Here is a 17,606-nt window from a genome sequence, read left to right as displayed (position 1 = left end):
CACGTTGGGATATTTACCTCCAGCCAAAATTTGGCTTTGGGGTAGGATAAAGGCATCAGGAGCTGCACTGATGACAGTAAGATAGTGTGAATATAAAGCAGTGGCAATGCTTTCTGCCATGGCAGTCAGTATTTTTCAGCAGTGTATAGTTGATTGGGTTGTGATCAGGCAGTGGTATTGGATTGGCCGCTTTGTGGATTTGGCGGTAACGTGACGAAGATCGATGTGGGAGTGATACATGGTGGCTCAATATCAAGAAGTGCTGGATTTTTGGTTCGGCGAGATAGGTGAAGAGGTAACGGTCACTGATCGTAATAAACTGTGGTTCCGGGGCGGGGAAGAAACCGATCAACTGATTACAGAACGTTTTCGCCACTTAGTGAGCCAAGCCGGGGCAGGTGAGTTGAGCCATTGGACAAAAGAGCCGAAAGGTACTTTGGCCCTGATTATTTTACTGGATCAATTTACCCGCAATATTTACCGAGGCCTTAGTGCCGCATTTCGCTATGACTCACTGGCTTTGGCATTATGTAAGCGAGGGCTAGCGAAGAACCAAGACTTGCAGCTGACACCTATCGAGCGGGTCTTTTTCTATTTACCCCTAGAACATTCAGAAGCGATTGAAGATCAGGAAGAGGCAGTCTTCCGTTTTGATCGCTTGCGTCAGGTTGTGACGCCGACGCATATCGATACGTTTGATAGTTTCTACCAATATGCTGTCAGTCATCATGATGTCGTGAAACGCTTTGGCCGCTTTCCCCACCGCAACGCTGCTTTCGGTCGGCTATCGACCCAAGAAGAACTAGAATGGCTTCATGGCGGCGGTCAGCGTTTCGGCCAGTGAGGTAACAACACAGTGAAGGCTGTTGTGGCTAGGTAATAGGTAACACGCGGTTTCGCCCGAGTTGCTTGGCTTGGCTGAGAAAATGATCGGCTCGTTCTATCAGCTTCTCACTGTGCTCTGCTGGCTCAGAGGCGCTAATGCCGAATGATGCGGTGACTGAATTGATCCGTTGGCCAGATTTCTTGTCGAGTACAGAGATCTTCTCAATGGATTTGCGCATTGTTTCAGCTTGCTGGCGGGCCGATGGCAGTGATTTATGCGGCAATAGCACGGCAAATTCTTCCCCGCCGAAGCGGTATGCCTTGGCATAGTCGCGGCAGCACTCGGTCAGCCTCCTTGCCACCATCTTCAACACCTGATCGCCCAGTAGGTGCCCGAACTCATCGTTGAAATTCTTGAAGTGGTCTATATCCAACAGAATCAGGCTGGTTGGGATCTGGTTGTCGAGATAGCTTTGTATGTCCTGATCGAAGGCTCGTCGGTTGTAGAGCTTGGTCAGGGCATCTTCATTAGCCTGCTGCTGGCTTTTATTCAGCGCAGCACGCAAGGTTTGGATTTCCTGTTGGGCGGAATCCAGTTGCCCTTTGAACAAGCCGGTAGATTGGCGCATTTGCTGCGACTCGCGGATCAATTCTCGTACCAAGCCAATGGTTTCTTCCAGTGAAATTCCTTCTTTGCCAACTTGCTCCAGTCGGCCGAAAGTACTTTCCAGCGCATTGTGGAAGTTATTTGTGTCTGACAGGGTATCCGCCATGCTATGGGATAGCTCCTGCATCATAGCAGTGAGACTTAGCTTAAGCTGTTTGACATCACTATCGGTCTGACTGGCAAGGTGATCTTGATAGATGCTTTCGCAAAGGGTCGGCGTACAGTGGCCGATTGACGCAATACCGCTATCGAGAGCCATATTGAGCTGGGGGTTTTGTTGAGAGCTATAGGTATACCACAGGGCATAGTTGGTAGGGGTCGTGGGTACCTTGTGCTTAATCATCAGAGGAACGGTTTGTTTCAATAGCTCCGTTGATTTCGCAAAGCTGTCGTTATTCATACCTAACATCCATTCTTAGAGGTCATCTACACCAGTTGTTTTTATTGCTGAACGTGTTGGTTTTAGGTTGGTGTATTGCTTCAGGAAATAAAAAAGCCTTCTAAGGATACCTTAGAAGGCTTTGGATTATTAGAGGTTTATCGAATTATGTCAGCGTTTTATTACATGCGCTCAAGCGTTTCGATACCAAGAAGGTCTAGACCCTGCTTGATGGTCTTCGCTGTCAGTAGTGCTAGCTTCAGACGGCTCTGCTTCACTTCTTCTTCTGCGTTCAGGATTGGACACGCTTCGTAGAAGCTTGAGAAGTTACCTGCAAGTTCGAATAGGTAAGAACACATCACGTGAGGGTGGCCTTCACGGGCAACGGTCTGTACTGCTTCTTCGAACTGTAGCAGTTTAGAAAGTAGTGCCTGCTCTTTCTCTTCGTTGATCACAACTGGGTGAGTCAGATCAGCCAGTTCAACGTCAGCGCGCTTGAAGATAGAAGCAACGCGGGTGTAAGCGTACTGCATGTAAGGGGCAGTGTTACCTTCGAACGCTAGCATGTTGTCCCAATCGAAGATGTAGTCAGTAGTACGGTGCTTAGAAAGATCCGCGTACTTAACTGCTGCCATTGCTACTGTGTTAGCGATGTTCGCTTTCTCTGCGGCATCTAGCTCTGGGTTCTTCTCTTCGATTAGCTTCGCTGCACGCTCTTCCGCTTCATCCAGAAGATCAGCTAGGCGAACAGTACCACCGGCACGGGTCTTGAACGGACGACCGTCTTTGCCCAGCATCATACCGAATGCGTGGTGCTCAAGGCTCACTTCTTCAGGTACGTAGCCCGCTTTGCGAACGATAGTCCATGCCTGCATTAGGTGCTGATGCTGGCGGGAGTCGATGAAGTAAAGAACACGGTCAGCACCAAGCTGCTCGTAACGGTATTTGGCACAAGCGATGTCAGTGGTGGTGTATAGGAAGCCGCCGTCGCGCTTCTGGATGATTACACCCATAGGCTCGCCGTCTTTGTTCTTGTACTCGTCTAGGAAAACTACCTGAGCGCCGTCATCTTCAACAGCTAGGCCTTTTTCTTTCAGGTCAGCAACGATGCCTGGCAACATGTCGTTGTACATTGACTCACCCATTACGTCATCACGGCTTAGTGATACGTTCAGGCGGTCGTAGTTGCGCTGGTTTTGGATCATCGTAACGTCAACCAGCTTCTTCCACATTTCAGCGCAGTACTCGTCACCGCCCTGCAGCTTAACAACGTAGTTACGTGCGCGCTCTGCGAAGTCTGCGTCTTCGTCGTATAGCTTTTTAGATTCGCGGTAGAAAGCTTCCAGATCAGAAAGCTCCATTGATACTTCGCCAGACTCTTTCTGTACACGCTCAAGGTTAGCGATAAGCATACCGAACTGGGTACCCCAGTCACCGATGTGGTTAGCACGGATCACTTTGTGGCCTAGGTGCTCAAGAGTACGGACAACGGCATCACCAATGATGGTTGAACGCAGGTGACCAACGTGCATTTCTTTGGCAACGTTTGGTGCAGAGTAGTCAACAACGATAGTTTTCTGCTCTTCCTGTGCCACACCTAGACGTGCATCTTTCAGTGCGCTCTCAGCTTGCTCGGCAAGCCAAGTTTTGCTTAGGAAGATATTGATAAAGCCAGGGCCGGCGATTTCAACTTTCTCAGCGATACCGTCAAGGTCTAGCTGGTCGATAACTTTCTGTGCGAACTCTCGAGGGTTAGTACCCAGTTTTTTGGCTACGCCCATAACACCGTTGGCTTGGTAATCACCAAATTGCGCTTTCGCAGACTGGCGAACTGCAGCAGGGCTACCGGCAGGTGCGCCTGCGGCTTCTAGCGCCTGAGAGACTTTGTCATTAATGAGTGCTTGAATGTTCACACGCTTATCCTTTAAATCGTTTGGAACGCCAAATGATAATGCACATTGGCGAGGCAAAAACGGCACCGTATTCAAGGAATATGACCGTCAAAAATAATCACGACCATTGGCCTATAAAGATAGCACCAAGTGATAATTTAATAACGTGAGTATTTTTGACGGGGCCGCCTCAGGAGTGGGTAGAGGGGAAACATCTTGAATACGCTGGTTGCATTGCCCTAATAATACCCACAATTTTAGGTGCTTTGGCAAGCCGTAAAGGCAATAGATTGCGATTTTTTTTAAATAATCATAGTGGGGTGAAAATTATGCAGGAGTCTAGCAAGCACAAGGGCTTTGCCGATGCTGAAAGGGCTGTTGTCAAGACGAAAACTATGGATAATTATGCGTTCAATCGCTCAGCGTGAATAATCGGAGAAAAGAGATGCACAAGCTAGAACAAAAGGGCCTGTTACCCGAGCAAATGTTGGCCGAGTTGCCAGCCTTTATGGCGAAAATTGAACGCCTTGCCGAGCAGTTGGGCCTATCGCTTGCCGGTTACCAGGCTGATCATATTGCCTTGCGGGTCAATGATTGGGAAACCGCGGAACAATTGCACCAAGCTTGGTTGGCTTATGGCAAAGAATGGTCAACCAACGAAATCAATGGTCGCCCGATTGTGGTGATTGGTTTTGACAAGCCGCTAAGTTGTGGCCCATGGCAGATTGAAGCACTGGAGTTGCCTTACCCGGGAGACAAAGCCTACCCACAGGAGGGGTGGGAGCACGTTGAGTTTGTTATCCCGTCAAAAGCAGCCGATACCGAGGCATTGAAAATCACGCTTGATGAGGCATTCCCGCAATTGGCAGGGCAGTGGGGGAATTTGGCTGATAAGGGCATTAAGGTTAAAGCCAGCAGCCCGTCGGGTGAGAAAGAGCGCCTGTCGAACCCAACCTATGCCTTCAAGCATGACGGTGTGTGTATCAAACTGCATCCGCATTCGTTGAAGGACGTTATTGAGAGTGAAGCTGAATAAAAAAAGACCTTACTCCCTCATTGAACTTATCGAATATGCGATATTGGTTCTGCGCGAGTAGCAGGGTGAATTAGCAAAACCTACCCGCCAGGGACGGCGGGTCGGAGCGACATGGATGTCTTTATGCGTTTTTGATAATTTACCCTGCTGCTTGGCGCCAAGTGTTGATGCTGATTACAAGATCACAGTACGGTTACCGTAGACAAATACCCGGTCGTCAATCACCAGTCCCAGCGCTTTGCTGAGCACTGACTTTTCGACATCTTTCCCCGCCCGCGCCATATCCCCGGCACTGAAGTTATGGTCAACCGGAATCACGTTCTGGGTAATGATCGGGCCCTCATCAAGATCGTTAGTGACAAAGTGGGCTGTGGCACCGATGATTTTTACCCCGCGCTCAAAGGCTTGCTGGTAAGGCTTGGCACCGATAAATGCCGGGAGGAAGCTGTGGTGGATATTGATGATCTTGTGGGGGAACTGGGCAACGAAGTTCGGCGTTAAAATCCGCATATATTTGGCCAGCACCACATAATCTGGGCTGTACTGCTGAACGGCTTCAAGCAATAGGGCCTCATGTTCGTCGCGGCTAAGCCCTTCGTGGCTGATGTGGTGGAAGGGAATGTCAAATTTGTTAGCGAGATCCGCAAGGTGATCGTAGTTACCAACAATGGCAGCAATCTCGATATCCAGCGTACCGTCAAATGTCTTGACCAAGATGTCCCCCAAACAATGGGCTTCCTTGGTCACCATAATCACAACGCGCTTGCGATCGGAACTGATCAGGCGGCGGTGGCTGCCTTCTGGAAGTGCACGGTCCAAATCATACAGGAAGGTCTCGTCATTGAAATAACCCTCAAGCTCGGTCCGCATGAAGAACTGGCTGTGGGAATGATCGACAAATTCGTTGTTGTGGACAATATTGAGTTGGTGCTTGTAACAGATGTTGGTGATTTTGCTGATTAATCCCATTGCATCCGGGCAGTCTGTCAGCAGGGTTTTCTTTTCCATGGTGCTCTTCCTTGAACTACTATTTTCAAATCGGTTTACATCTTGGCGTAAAAATCAGGCATTTGTGTAATCCGGTTTAATAGTATTTACCTTGGATTGCTTTCAGGGTCAAAGGCTAAATTTTGAACGGGAATAAATCATGGCTGCTAGCTGGGAATATTGGCATAATGCCCGGTCAATCGACGGCAATGTCCTAAGTCCGTTATTCTAAAGCCCAATAGTTGAAACCCTAGAGACTCAAAAGTCTATGATAGCCAAGTTTTTTGCCTCCGGTGGTGCGCTGGATAAAGCCATTCCCGGATTCCAGGCCCGCCAACCGCAAATAGATATGGCGCAAGCCGTGGCTGATGCCATCAAATCCGAGACCCAACTTGTCGTCGAGGCAGGAACCGGGACCGGCAAGACCTTTGCTTATCTGGTGCCGGCCCTTGTCAGTGGCAAGAAAACCATTATCTCGACCGGTTCCAAGAACCTGCAAGAGCAGCTCTTCCACCGTGATTTGCCGTTGATGGCTGATGCCCTTGGTTTCACCGGCCGGGTATCCCTGCTTAAGGGGCGCTCCAACTATTTGTGCCTTGACCGCCTGAGCCGCCAGATCACCGAAAGCCATGGGGTTCATACCGATCCGAAACTACTGAGTCAGCTGGTTCAGGTCAGGAACTGGTCGTCGTCGACCAAAAGCGGGGATCTTGGCGATTGTGAAGACATTGCCGAAGATAGCCCAGTGATCCCGATGATCACCTCGACTAATGACAACTGTCTCGGTCGCGAGTGCCCGTCTTACGAAGAGTGTTTTGTGGTCAAGGCTCGACGCCGGGCGATGGAAGCGGATGTCGTGGTGGTCAACCACCATTTATTCCTGGCTGATCAGGCTATCAAGGAAACCGGGTTTGGCGAGCTTATCCCGGAGGCTGAGGTGTTCATTTTTGATGAAGCTCACCAGATGCCGGATATTGCCAGCCAATATTTTGGCCAAAGCCTAACCAGCCGCCAGATCCAAGAGTTAGCCAAAGATGTTGAGATTGGCTACCGCACGGAAGCTAAGGATATGCGCCAGCTGCAAAAAACGGCAGACAGATTGCATCAGGCGGCAGCGGATATGCGCATTGTGCTGGGAGAGCCTGGATTTCGAGGTAACTGGCGGGAAGCCATTGCCAGCCCGACGATTCAGCGAGAAATCACTCGCTTGAGTGATGCCTTGGATCTGACTCATGAGGTATTGAAGTTGGCATTGGGACGGAGCCAATTGTTGGATACGGCTTTCGAGCGGGCGACTCTGATCAAGGCTAGGCTGGAGCGGGTGTGTGATACCAGCATTACTGGCTATTCCTATTGGTATGAATGTACCCCGCGCCATTTCAGCTTGCATATCACACCACTATCGGTTGCCGACAAGTTTCATGAGCAGATGGAACAGCAGGGCGGGGCGTGGATATTTACCTCGGCGACCCTGGCCGTCAATGATGACTTCAGTCATTTCAGCGATCGATTGGGGCTCAAACCCAAACAGCAGTTTTCGCTGGAAAGCCCGTTTGATTACCAGCAGCAGGCATTGCTTTGTGTCCCCCGCTTTTTACCTGAGCCCAATAGCTTTGGTATTGCTGACAGGCTGGTGGAGATGCTTGCGCCTGTTATTGAAAATAATGACGGACGCTGTTTCTTCCTGTGTACCTCGCACCAGATGGTACGTGACTTGGCTGAAGGGTTCCGGGCTAAGCTCGATTTGCCGGTGTTGGTGCAAGGTGAGACAACCAAGCAAAAATTACTGGCGGAATATCTCGAACGAGGTAATGCCTTATTGATAGCCACCGGTGCGTTTTGGGAAGGGGTGGATGTTAGAGGCCAGGCACTAAGCTGTGTTATCATTGACAAATTACCCTTTACAGCACCGGATGACCCGCTGCTGAAAGCGCGTATTGAGGACTGCCGTTTACGCGGTGGTGATCCTTTTGCGCAAGTACAGATCCCGGATGCGGTGATCACCCTCAAGCAGGGTGTTGGACGACTGATCCGCGATAAGCAGGACAAAGGTGTTCTGGTGATCTGTGATAACCGGTTAGTCACGCGCCCTTATGGCGCTGTATTTCTCAACAGCCTGCCACCTATCCCGCGAACCCGGGATGTGATTGGTGTCGGGCAATTTTTATCTTCGGTAAATGGTCAGCAAGCATTGACCGATACTGAAGAACAGCATTCAGAGGCTTGAATGAGCAACAAAATTCTTGCAGTAGATACTGCCACCGAAAACTGTTCCGTTGCCCTGTTGGTGGGCGATGAGGTGATTTCTCACTGTGAATACGCTCCGCGTGAGCACACCACCAAAGTCTTGCCGATGGTCGATAGCGTATTGGCACAAGCTGGCTTGAAGTTGAACCAACTAGATGCACTGGCATTTGGTCGTGGTCCGGGTAGCTTTACCGGTGTGCGTATCGGTATTGGTATCGCACAAGGCTTGGCTTTTGGTGCAGATCTGCCAATGGTGGGTGTTTCAACACTAGCGGCTATGGCTCAGGGGTCATACCGCCAGCATCAGGCCGAGCAGGTGATGGCAGCCATTGATGCCCGTATGAATGAAATCTACTGGGGCCAATACCGTCGCCAAGCAGATGGTGACTGGGCATTGCAGGGTAGCGAACTGGTTATCAAGCCTGAGATGTTGATCACGCAACTACCGCAGAGTGAGGGCCAGTGGTTAACGGCGGGTACAGGTTGGGAAAGCTATGCTGAGGCATTGGCACAATTACCAATCGAAACAGTATCAGGTGCAGTGTTGTACCCTGATTCAGCCGATATGGTGCATTTGGCCAAATATGCATTTGCACGTGGCGAGGCTGTTGCAGCCGAAGAAGCAAGCCCTGTGTACCTTCGCGATACCGTTACCTGGAAAAAACTGCCAGGCCGCGAATAATACACTTGCCTCATTGCCGTGTATGCATACTATTGTATTAGCATGCTCGGCAATTATTTGGATACTGGACGTTTCCTATGGTTTCTATTCAGCGCCTCCCCGTCACCATCCCCCAAACCCCGTCGAAGACGAAAATATCCCGCGCTTCCGTTCAGGATGCCAGTGAGCCCACTCCCGTCGCTAAAGCTGTCGCCCAATCTGTTCGTGATCCTGAAGTGCTCAATGCAGCACACTCCCATATTCAGTACGATCAACCTGAGGGAAAAAATCGCCAGGCATTGGAGAGCTATTTGGGTGTAATGCATCAGCAAAAGCGTGATGAACTCTCGATGTTGGTTGGGGTCGATGTATATGTTTAAAGCGCGGTTAGTTGCCTGAATCTCGGGGAATTGCGCGGATATTCATCATTTACAATGGAGTTAGCTATGTTTAGGAAGCTAATCGTTGGGTTGCTTGCTGCGACTATGATAGGCTGCGCCGCGGTGCCTGAGAGCCTGATGACCGACAGTGATAATCCGATCACCGATGTGATGGCACTGAGTGATCCTACCGGTCAGGACCTAGGGCAGGCTATTCGTCTCGGGGGCGTGATTGCTGCAATCGATAATGGTGAACAGAAAACCCGTTTGGAGATCGTTGCTATGCCGATAGGCAGTGATGGTAAGCCCAAGTTGGGGGATAGTACCCAGCAAAGGTTTGTTGCTTATGTCGACGGATTCCTTGAGCCAATAGAGTATCATCCTGGTCGGTTGATTTCTGTCGCGGGCCATGTCGATGGCGAGGAGTACGGCAAGGTCGGTGAATACAACTACCGGTTCCCTGTGGTTGCCGCTTCGGGAACCCAGCTGTGGCAAGTGAAGCAAGAGATTTGGATTGATGACTTTGACCGCTACAGAAGTTGTATCGGTCTGCATTGTTCACCAAGCCTTATTAATAAAGGTTTTTCACGGGCCGAAGTCAGGGAACGGGTGACCAAATAGATAATCATGTTTCCGATTGAATTTCAGCTGTCTGAACAGCGGTTGTCCGGGCTTGCCTCATTTTCTGTCGGGCATCCCATCGTCGACAAGGCCCTGTTAAGTGATGTTTTATCGCAAAAGCCAGTGATGCTTATGTTGCATGGTTGGCAGGATAATGCTGCCAGCTTTGCCCCTTTGTTTGGTCCGCTTGCTGAGCATTTCCATATTATTGCGATCGATTGGCCCGGCCATGGGCTATCGGCACCAAGGGCAGCTGATAACTTCTACCATTTTATCGATTATGTTGATGACCTCGCTCAGCTGGTTGATTTATTGGATCAACCAAGGGTGACACTTGTCGGTCATTCAATGGGAGCAATAATTTCAGTCTGTTATGCGGCAGCCTTTAGCGATAAAGTGGTGGCGCTCAACCTCATAGAAGGTCTTGCCCCGCTATCAGAACCGACGCTAAATACAGCAGGTAGGTTGCGACAGGGAATCCAGAGCCGCCAGCGTTATCGTGCTAGGGCGCAGCAGCGTCAGAGTCGGTCAATGGCGACACTTCAGCAGGCTGTCGATTTGCGCTGCGCGGTTAATGGCGTAATACCTGAGCAAATTCAGCCGTTAGTCGAGCGTGCTGTGTACCAGCAAGATGGACGTTGGTATTGGCGCCACGACAACCGCCTGCGGTGCGATTCGCTTTATCGGATGTCGCCTGATCATGCCGAGGCTTTGATTGCAGCGGTTAATTGTCCGGTATTGTCTATTGTCGGGCAAACTGGCTACCAGGCGTTGAAGTTGGAACAACCAGCATCCTCAGGATGGCAGCACCTAGAACAAGTAGAAGTCGCTGGTGGTCATCATTGCCATCTTCAGAGTCCTGAAAAGGTGGCAGAAAAGATAGTGTCGTTTAGTTCAAAATTTAATGCATTGGCCCAATAGGTCAGTGTTACTTGTATGTTAATTGTGCTGTAATTGTGGTGTAAACACATGTTTTAAATACCCGTTAGCACAGATAGGCATCATGCCAAAATCAATAAGGAGAGTGCAAAGTGGATAAGGTTTGGCTTAACCGCTATCCGGAAGATGTACCGGCTGAGATCAACCCGGACCAGTATCCGTCGTTGGTTGAAATGTTTGAGCAGTCAGTACAGAAGTATGCTGATCAGACAGCGTTTATCAACATGGGTCAGGTTATGACCTTCCGCAAGCTGGAAGAGCGAAGCCGTGCTTTTGCTGCCTACCTGCAAAATGAACTGAAGTTGAAGAAAGGTGATCGCGTTGCGGTGATGATGCCTAACCTGCTTCAGTACCCGATTGCTTTGTTTGGTATTCTGCGTGCCGGCTGTGTGGTGGTGAATGTTAACCCACTTTATACTCCACGTGAGCTAGAACACCAGTTGAATGATTCTGGTGCCAAGGCGATCGTCATTGTTTCTAACTTCGCCCACACCCTAGAAAGCATCGTTAAAAATACCAGTGTTCAACACGTAGTGCTGACCAGCCTTGGTGACCAGCTATCACGCCCGAAAGGTACTCTGGTTAACTTTGTGGTGAAATACATCAAGAAGATGGTGCCTAAGTATCACCTTCCTCATGCCACATCAATGCGTATGGCGCTTCGTAAAGGTCGCCGTATGCAATATGTGAAACCATTTATGTCGGGTGAAGATACGGCATTCCTGCAGTACACTGGCGGGACAACTGGGGTTGCTAAGGGCGCTATTCTTAGCCACCGCAATATGCTAGCAAACGTGATGCAGGCAAAAGGTGCCTATGGCCCGGTATTGACCGAGGGCCGTGAGCTGATTGTAACCGCACTGCCGCTTTATCACGTCTTTGCCCTGACCGTGAACTGCTTGCTGTTCATTGAAATGGGTGGCCGTAACCTGTTGATCACCAACCCACGTGATATCCCGACATTTGTCAAAGAGTTGCAGCGTTACCCATTTACCGCAATTACAGGGGTAAATACCTTGTTCAATGCGTTGGTTAACAATGAAGATTTCCATGAGATTGACTTCAGTGAGTTGCGCCTATCTGTAGGTGGTGGTATGGCTGTCCAGCGTGCGGTCGCTGACAAGTGGAAACAAATTACCGGCAATTACTTGCTGGAAGGTTATGGCCTGACCGAGTGTTCGCCATTGGTTGCTGCTTACCCTTATGATTTAACAGACTATAATGGTTCTATCGGTTTGCCAGTCCCATCGACCGACGTGCGTATTGTTGACGACGAAGGCCTGGTGCTGGGTAACGATCAGACCGGTGAACTACAGGTTCGTGGTCCACAGGTAATGCAGGGTTATTGGCAGCGTCCGGAAGCGAGTAAAGAAGTCCTGACCGAAGACGGTTGGCTATCGACCGGTGATATTGTTCGCTTCGATGACGAAGGTTTCTTGCACATTGTCGATCGTAAGAAAGACATGATTTTGGTATCGGGCTTCAATGTTTACCCGAACGAAATCGAAGATGTGGTTGCCCTTAACAGCAAGGTACTCGAGGTGGCTGCCATCGGCGAACCGCATGAAGTGTCTGGCGAGGTTGTAAAGGTATGTGTCGTTAAGCGTGATGCCAGCCTGACTCGCGAAGAGTTGCTAGAGCACTGCCGTGAGCACCTGACCGGTTATAAGATCCCTAAGATTGTTGAGTTCCGTGATGAACTGCCAAAGACTAATGTCGGTAAGATCCTCCGCCGTGCTTTGCGTGAAGAATCCAATCAGCAAACTCAGGATGCGTAATCGGATCCTCAATTAAAGATAAAAAAATGCCGGCATCAAGCCGGCATTTTATTGGTGAGATAACTGTGAATTTTGAAATGATCACCAGCCGTACGCGGTTGGAAACGATATGCCAGAAGGCACGTCGTCAATCGGCAGTCATGCTAGATACCGAGTTTGTCAGAACCCGGACCCTTTATCCTAAGCTGGGCTTGATCCAGTTGTTTGATGGCGAGTCTCTGGCATTGATTGACCCGCTGGCTATCGACGATTTAGAACCATTGTGGGATCTGCTGCGCGATCAGTCGGTGATCAAAGTCCTGCATGCTTGTGGCGAAGATCTGGAAGTGTTCCAGTACTACGCTGGTTGCCTGCCAGTACCAATGATTGATACCCAGGTGATGGCTTCGTTCCTTGGTTATGGGGTCTCTGCTGGCTTTGGTACTTTGGTCAAAGATTTCTTGGGGGTCGAACTGGATAAAGGTGAAGCGCGAACAAATTGGTTGGCGCGCCCGCTAACCGATCGTCAGCTCGATTATGCTGCCGCCGATGTTTACTACCTGCTACCGCTATACCAGAAACTGATGCCGTTGGTTGAAGCCAAGGGTTGGCAGGAAGCTTTGGCGCAGGAATGTGCCGGCCTAATGCTCAAGCGAGTGAAAACCTTGGATCCGGAAAAAGCCTACCTGGATATTAAAAATGCTTGGCAGCTAAACCCGAAACAACTGGCAGTGTTACAAAAAGTGGCCAAATGGCGGGTACTGGAAGCGCGTAAGCGAGACTTGGCCCTTAACTTTATCGTCAAAGAGCTGCATTTGTGGAAACTGGCCCGTTACGGTATCAAGTCTAAGGCTGTGATGGCTAAAGAAGGCTTCGATAATATGGAAATCCAGCGACATGCCAACCGCTTGCTAAAGATGGTTCATGATGTCGATGACATGCCAGAAGAACAGTACCCTCAGAAAATCACCCGCCTTGTGGACTTGCCAGGCTATAAGCAGAAAGTGAAACACATCAAAGATGTGGTAACTGCGGTTGAGCAGGAAACTGGCCTGATGTCCGAATTCTTGGCTTCAAAGAAGCAAATCAATCAGTTGATTTCATGGGCGTGGAAAAAAGAGCGCTCAACGGAACAAATGCCAGATATGCTCAAAACATGGCGCAAGCCGTTGTTTGAAGACAAAGTGTTGCCGTTACTGAAATAGAATAAGTAAGCGGTAAAAGAAAAGCCCCGCTCAATATTATTGAGCGGGGCTTTTTTGCAACTGACCCAGATTATTTCTCTTCGTCTGGCAGGGTGACGTTGAGCTCCAGCACAGAAAGATCTTCTTCTTTCTGGTCGAGGTTAACGGTAACCTGATCTGGGCTGATCTCAACATATTTGCGGATCACATCCAGAATATCCTGCTTCAACTGCGGTAAGTAGCTAGGTGCACCCTGATCGGCAGAGCGGCGTTCAGCAACGATAATTTGCAGGCGCTCTTTGGCTACACTGGCAGTCGTTGGTCTCTTGGGGCGGAAGAATTCTAACAATGCCATCGTGTATTACCCTCCGAACAGACGTTTTAGGAAGCCTTTCTTCTCTTCTTCAAGGAAGCGGAACGGGCGTTCTTCGCCAAGCAGGCGCGCAACAGTATCTTCGTAGGCGATACCGGCGTCAGACTCTTTGTCAAAGATGACTGGCTCACCTTTGTTCGAAGCATTCAGTACGGCCTGGCTTTCAGGGATCACGCCAAGTAACGGGATATGAAGTATTTCTTCGACATCGCCGACGCTTAGCATTTCACCCAGAGTCACGCGAGCAGGGTTATAACGAGTCAGTAGCAGGTGTGTTTTCACTGGCTCTTCAGCTTGTTCAGCGCGGCGAGACTTGGAGTCAAGGATGCCGAGGATACGGTCTGAGTCACGTACAGAAGAGACTTCAGGGTTGGTGGTAACAATGGCTTCGTCGGCGAAGTACAGTGCCATCAGGGCGCCGGTCTCGATACCCGCTGGTGAATCACAGATAATGAACTCAAAGCCCATCCCTGCCATGTCATTGAATACGCGCTCTACACCTTCACGGCTCAGTGCATCTTTGTCACGTGTCTGTGAGGCGGGTAAAACATAGAGGTTGTCGACACGCTTGTCTTTGATAAGCGCTTGGTTAAGGTTTGCTTCGCCATTAATGACGTTAACAAAATCATACACCACGCGGCGCTCGCAGCCCATGATAAGGTCTAGGTTACGCAGGCCGATATCAAAATCGATCACCGCTGTTTTCTTGCCGCTCAGTGCAAGACCCGATGCAATAGCTGCACTCGAGGTAGTTTTACCAACGCCACCTTTACCTGAGGTAACAACGATAATACGTGCCATCTTTAAATTCCTTATTAAACGTTATAGAGCCATCTGCTCTATGTTCAAATTGTTTTCAGCAAGCGAGATAACGACATTTTTTCCCCAGAACTCTTGTTGGATTTTGTCGCTCAACCAGTAGTTCCCTGCGATGGAAATGAGTTCTGGCTGTAAGTTATGGCAGAATATCTTTGCCTCTTTCTGGCCGCTGGCCCCAGCTATAGCACGGCCTCGAAGGGTCCCGTAGACATGGATGCAGCCATCAGCAATGATCTCTGCTGCTGCACTGACATGCCCAAGCACTATTAAATCACTATTTTTAGCATAAATTTGTTGTCCTGACCGAACCGGATTTTTAATGATTTTTGTCGGTGTCATCACAGGTTCGGCGGCTTTGGCCTGCTTGGCCGCATTCATAATGGCGAATCCGGCCTCTTTTGCCTGTTCTTGCAGCGCACGTTGCTTACAGCCGCTGATGCCGACAGGGATCATGCCGGCTTCATGGACTTGGCTTTTTAGCAAAGCAAAATCGATGTCGTTACCGATCTGGCTGACATCAATAACGATGGGAGCTGCTGAAAAGAAATTAGGCGCTTGCTCAACTTTCTCTTTTAGAAAGTTGACTGCTTGCTGTATGTCGCCATCCACCAGGTGGAGGGCAGAGAGGGTAAAAGAGCCTCCCTTGAGTTCTGCAGATTTTGTCATGTGTGCTGATGACTTTCGCTAAATTAGTCGTCCGGGAACGTTATCTCTTGGGTAACTTGCATGTTATATTCCAAACCGTATATCAGCAAGCTATCCTTGCTTTTGCGTTGGAAATTCAGACAACCGTCTCATCAAGTAGGCGATCCCTGACTCGAAGGGGAATGATTCCAGTTAATTGTTGTCTGACAAAATAGCGAAATTAACGAACAGGTTACCGACAATATGTTGTGTGCAATTTACAAAAGTCCTAAAAAAAACAATACCTACCTTTATATCAACAACAAAGATGATTTCTCACCCGTACCTGAAACTTTGTTGAAAACATTTGGTACACCTCAATTTGTCATGGTACTTAAGTTAGATGAACGCCATAAGCTGGCACAGGCAGATATCGAAAAAGTAAAAGCGGAGCTCAAAGAGAAAGGTTATTACCTGCAAGTACCGCCACCCGTGCCAAACTTATTGGAGCAATACAAAGCGGACAAATCCGCCAGCAGCCAAGGATAAACTATGCATAAGCGATTGATATCGGCCCTTGTGGCCTTAGGGTTAGGATTATCATCGGCAGTTTATGCTGATGAGGGGTTTGATAATTATGTCGAAGAACTAAAAGTAGAAGCCCGGGAAAAAGGAATTTCAGAGTCGATAATCAACTCTGCTTTTGATGGCATTACATTTGTTGAGCGCGCAGTAAAAGCGGATAAAAATCAACCGGAGCGAAAGTTAACGCTGGATGAGTATATTCCCCGTGCTGTTCCTGCTTGGAAAGTAAAGCAGGCTAATGAGCTTTACCGTAAGCATAAGTCGACACTCGATAAAATTGGTCAGCAATATGGTGTGCAGCCAAGATTTATTGTTGCTCTATGGGGCGTTGAAAGTAATTTCGGCCGCCTAATGGGTAATTACAATGTTGTTGAAGCATTATCGACACTTGCCTATGAAGGCCGCCGCGAAGCATTTTTCCGTGGTCAGGTCATGGCGGCATTGGAAATATTGGATGCAGGTCATATTAGCCCTGAAGATATGAAAGGGTCTTGGGCTGGCGCGATGGGACAACCTCAGTTTATGCCTACATCGTTTTTATCTTATGCCGTTGATGGAAACAACGACGGTAAGATAGATATCTGGCAGACTGAGGCAGATGTTTTTGCTTCTGCTGCAAATTATTTAAAGAAAGCGGGCTGGAATGATGAATATACTTGGGGGCGTCAGGTTTCCATACCTTCTTCTATCGATGAGTCATTGATGGGAGTTGAAAAGAGTAAAGCCCGTTCATTATCTGATTGGCAGACGTCTGGTGTTCGACGATTGAATGGCCAGGCACTACCCAATGTTGATATTGATGCGTGGCTTATTCAACCAGATGATAATCATGGCCGTGCCTACCTTATCTATGGTAATTATCAATCTTTGTTGAATTGGAACCGCTCACATTATTTCGCCTTGGCGGTTAGCCATTTGGCAGACCAGATTCGCTAAAAGCGTTATATGACAATTAAGCCAGACCTCAGGGTCTGGTTTTTTATGCGCTGATGACAGTAACCTTACAATTATCAAGAGGATTAGCCCCGTTAAAGGTAGGTATCAATTAAGCGTTGGAAGGTGAAGATATACAACTCTGCGTTAGTGATTATGCCGGAATTTAAATTTTATCATTTAAAATCAGCATTTTATGTGACTTTGATGGATTGTCGTGAATAAAAGAAAAAACCCAGCAATTGCTGGGTTTTTAGTTGTTCTTCAGAAGATTTGAATTATTTGATTTCAAACTCTTCTAGAGACTTGCCTTCATCAAGTGCTTTTTTCAGTGCACTTGGAGTACGGCCTTGGCCTGTCCAAGTTTTCTCTTCACCATTTTCATCTAGGAAACGGTATTTAGCTGGACGCTGTGCACGCTTAGCTTTAGGTGCTTTATTTAGAGTTGCGAGAAGCTCCTCTGGGTCAATACCGTCTGCTAGTAGCATTTCACGGTATTGAGCTAGCTTCTCTGTACGTTCTTTTTCTTTAGCGACTTCTTCCGCTTCAGCTTCTTCACGTTCAGAAACGACAGTTTGCAGCTTTTCTAGTGCTTCTTGTAGCTGCTCTAGAGAATATTCACGAGAAAGTGCGCGAAGGCTGCGAAGGTTAAGTAGCGCTTTCATTGCATCAGACATTTTTTTAATTTCCTGTAGGT

The 17,606-nt window shown here is 48.7% G+C and carries 18 protein-coding genes; 11 read left to right on the top strand and 7 right to left on the bottom strand.

Annotated elements, in window-relative coordinates; translation table 11 throughout:
• The first annotated feature begins 238 nt into the window (after positions 1-238).
• Positions 239-844: a DUF924 family protein gene (locus BIZ37_RS12415; protein ID WP_187461765.1), complete on the top strand. Its 606-nt coding sequence runs from the start codon at positions 239-241 to the stop codon at positions 842-844.
• A 28-nt stretch (positions 845-872) separates the two neighbouring features.
• Here the strand turns inward: BIZ37_RS12415 and BIZ37_RS12410 are convergent, their stop codons facing one another.
• Together BIZ37_RS12410 and argS are read right to left on the bottom strand one after the other, a co-directional pair.
• Positions 873-1,892: a GGDEF domain-containing protein gene (locus BIZ37_RS12410; protein WP_187461764.1), complete on the bottom strand. Its 1,020-nt coding sequence runs from the start codon at positions 1,890-1,892 to the stop codon at positions 873-875.
• Between the two features lie 161 nt (positions 1,893-2,053).
• Complete coding sequence (gene argS, locus BIZ37_RS12405) at positions 2,054-3,784, bottom strand: arginine--tRNA ligase (RefSeq protein ID WP_187461763.1); 1,731 nt, start codon at positions 3,782-3,784, stop codon at positions 2,054-2,056.
• Positions 3,785-4,208: 424 nt separating this feature from the next.
• On the opposite strand from argS, the gene BIZ37_RS12400 reads away from it, so the two are divergent.
• Positions 4,209-4,799, top strand: a complete 591-nt coding sequence (locus BIZ37_RS12400) for a VOC family protein (protein WP_187461762.1) — start codon at positions 4,209-4,211, stop codon at positions 4,797-4,799.
• A 174-nt stretch (positions 4,800-4,973) separates the two neighbouring features.
• Here BIZ37_RS12400 and purU read toward each other — a convergent pair whose 3' ends face one another.
• Positions 4,974-5,807: a formyltetrahydrofolate deformylase gene (gene purU / locus BIZ37_RS12395; protein ID WP_187461761.1), complete on the bottom strand. Its 834-nt coding sequence runs from the start codon at positions 5,805-5,807 to the stop codon at positions 4,974-4,976.
• Positions 5,808-6,054: 247 nt separating this feature from the next.
• On the opposite strand from purU, the gene BIZ37_RS12390 reads away from it, so the two are divergent.
• The 7 genes from BIZ37_RS12390 to rnd all read left to right on the top strand — a co-directional run bounded on the left by BIZ37_RS12390 (position 6,055) and on the right by rnd (position 13,596).
• Positions 6,055-8,013, top strand: a complete 1,959-nt coding sequence (locus BIZ37_RS12390; RefSeq protein ID WP_187461760.1) for an ATP-dependent DNA helicase — start codon at positions 6,055-6,057, stop codon at positions 8,011-8,013.
• Positions 8,014-8,715, top strand: coding sequence for a tRNA (adenosine(37)-N6)-threonylcarbamoyltransferase complex dimerization subunit type 1 TsaB (gene tsaB, locus BIZ37_RS12385; RefSeq protein ID WP_187461759.1), 702 nt, complete (start codon positions 8,014-8,016; stop codon positions 8,713-8,715). It abuts the gene before it with no gap.
• 77 nt (positions 8,716-8,792) lie between these two features.
• The gene (locus BIZ37_RS12380) at positions 8,793-9,074 is read left to right on the top strand and encodes a hypothetical protein (protein ID WP_107298532.1); all 282 of its coding nucleotides are present in this window, start codon (positions 8,793-8,795) and stop codon (positions 9,072-9,074) included.
• A gap of 66 nt (positions 9,075-9,140) precedes the next feature.
• Positions 9,141-9,695, top strand: coding sequence for a Slp family lipoprotein (locus tag BIZ37_RS12375; protein ID WP_187461758.1), 555 nt, complete (start codon positions 9,141-9,143; stop codon positions 9,693-9,695).
• Positions 9,696-9,701: 6 nt separating this feature from the next.
• Entirely contained in the window at positions 9,702-10,616 is a 915-nt protein-coding gene (locus BIZ37_RS12370) for an alpha/beta fold hydrolase (protein ID WP_187461757.1), read from the top strand.
• A gap of 110 nt (positions 10,617-10,726) precedes the next feature.
• Positions 10,727-12,412 carry a long-chain-fatty-acid--CoA ligase FadD gene (gene fadD, locus BIZ37_RS12365; RefSeq protein ID WP_187461756.1) on the top strand — a complete coding sequence of 562 codons (1,686 nt, stop codon included), beginning with the start codon at positions 10,727-10,729 and terminating at the stop codon, positions 12,410-12,412.
• A gap of 65 nt (positions 12,413-12,477) precedes the next feature.
• Positions 12,478-13,596, top strand: coding sequence for a ribonuclease D (gene rnd / locus BIZ37_RS12360; RefSeq protein ID WP_187461781.1), 1,119 nt, complete (start codon positions 12,478-12,480; stop codon positions 13,594-13,596).
• A gap of 70 nt (positions 13,597-13,666) precedes the next feature.
• On the opposite strand, the gene minE is transcribed toward rnd, so the two are convergent.
• Genes minE through minC form a run of 3 tightly spaced genes read right to left on the bottom strand, consistent with a single transcriptional unit; the run spans position 13,667 to position 15,433 of the window.
• Positions 13,667-13,930 carry a cell division topological specificity factor MinE gene (minE, locus tag BIZ37_RS12355; protein WP_107298536.1) on the bottom strand — a complete coding sequence of 88 codons (264 nt, stop codon included), beginning with the start codon at positions 13,928-13,930 and terminating at the stop codon, positions 13,667-13,669.
• Between the two features lie 6 nt (positions 13,931-13,936).
• On the bottom strand, positions 13,937-14,749 hold the full coding sequence (gene minD / locus BIZ37_RS12350) for a septum site-determining protein MinD (RefSeq protein WP_187461755.1): 813 nt from the start codon (positions 14,747-14,749) through the stop codon (positions 13,937-13,939).
• A 21-nt stretch (positions 14,750-14,770) separates the two neighbouring features.
• The gene (gene minC, locus BIZ37_RS12345) at positions 14,771-15,433 is read right to left on the bottom strand and encodes a septum site-determining protein MinC (protein WP_107298538.1); all 663 of its coding nucleotides are present in this window, start codon (positions 15,431-15,433) and stop codon (positions 14,771-14,773) included.
• A gap of 222 nt (positions 15,434-15,655) precedes the next feature.
• Between minC and BIZ37_RS12340 the strand changes: the two genes are divergently transcribed.
• Together BIZ37_RS12340 and BIZ37_RS12335 are read left to right on the top strand one after the other, a co-directional pair.
• Complete coding sequence (locus BIZ37_RS12340; protein ID WP_187461754.1) at positions 15,656-15,940, top strand: YcgL domain-containing protein; 285 nt, start codon at positions 15,656-15,658, stop codon at positions 15,938-15,940.
• Between the two features lie 3 nt (positions 15,941-15,943).
• Positions 15,944-16,912: a lytic transglycosylase domain-containing protein gene (locus BIZ37_RS12335; RefSeq protein ID WP_187461753.1), complete on the top strand. Its 969-nt coding sequence runs from the start codon at positions 15,944-15,946 to the stop codon at positions 16,910-16,912.
• A 275-nt stretch (positions 16,913-17,187) separates the two neighbouring features.
• Here the strand turns inward: BIZ37_RS12335 and BIZ37_RS12330 are convergent, their stop codons facing one another.
• Positions 17,188-17,586, bottom strand: a complete 399-nt coding sequence (locus tag BIZ37_RS12330) for an H-NS family nucleoid-associated regulatory protein (protein WP_187461752.1) — start codon at positions 17,584-17,586, stop codon at positions 17,188-17,190.
• Positions 17,587-17,606: the final 20 nt, after the last annotated feature.

It is taken from the genome of Photobacterium sp. BZF1 (assembly GCF_014349205.1).
In the GTDB taxonomy this organism is placed as follows: Bacteria; Pseudomonadota; Gammaproteobacteria; order Enterobacterales; family Vibrionaceae; genus Photobacterium.
The sequence above is the reverse complement of the archived record's forward strand: the minus strand, read 5'-3'. Positions and strand labels throughout refer to the sequence as shown.

Coding starts and splice junctions, on each gene's coding strand:
- BIZ37_RS12330 (WP_187461752.1), bottom strand. CDS start 17,586: ATGTCTGATGCAATGAAAGCGCTACTTAACCTTCGCAGCCTTCGCGCA.
- BIZ37_RS12335 (WP_187461753.1), top strand. CDS start 15,944: ATGCATAAGCGATTGATATCGGCCCTTGTGGCCTTAGGGTTAGGATTA.
- minD (WP_187461755.1), bottom strand. CDS start 14,749: ATGGCACGTATTATCGTTGTTACCTCAGGTAAAGGTGGCGTTGGTAAA.
- BIZ37_RS12380 (WP_107298532.1), top strand. CDS start 8,793: ATGGTTTCTATTCAGCGCCTCCCCGTCACCATCCCCCAAACCCCGTCG.
- minE (WP_107298536.1), bottom strand. CDS start 13,930: ATGGCATTGTTAGAATTCTTCCGCCCCAAGAGACCAACGACTGCCAGT.
- BIZ37_RS12375 (WP_187461758.1), top strand. CDS start 9,141: ATGTTTAGGAAGCTAATCGTTGGGTTGCTTGCTGCGACTATGATAGGC.
- BIZ37_RS12340 (WP_187461754.1), top strand. CDS start 15,656: ATGTTGTGTGCAATTTACAAAAGTCCTAAAAAAAACAATACCTACCTT.
- BIZ37_RS12410 (WP_187461764.1), bottom strand. CDS start 1,892: ATGAATAACGACAGCTTTGCGAAATCAACGGAGCTATTGAAACAAACC.
- BIZ37_RS12390 (WP_187461760.1), top strand. CDS start 6,055: ATGATAGCCAAGTTTTTTGCCTCCGGTGGTGCGCTGGATAAAGCCATT.
- BIZ37_RS12370 (WP_187461757.1), top strand. CDS start 9,702: ATGTTTCCGATTGAATTTCAGCTGTCTGAACAGCGGTTGTCCGGGCTT.
- purU (WP_187461761.1), bottom strand. CDS start 5,807: ATGGAAAAGAAAACCCTGCTGACAGACTGCCCGGATGCAATGGGATTA.
- BIZ37_RS12400 (WP_187461762.1), top strand. CDS start 4,209: ATGCACAAGCTAGAACAAAAGGGCCTGTTACCCGAGCAAATGTTGGCC.
- tsaB (WP_187461759.1), top strand. CDS start 8,014: ATGAGCAACAAAATTCTTGCAGTAGATACTGCCACCGAAAACTGTTCC.
- minC (WP_107298538.1), bottom strand. CDS start 15,433: ATGACAAAATCTGCAGAACTCAAGGGAGGCTCTTTTACCCTCTCTGCC.
- BIZ37_RS12415 (WP_187461765.1), top strand. CDS start 239: ATGGTGGCTCAATATCAAGAAGTGCTGGATTTTTGGTTCGGCGAGATA.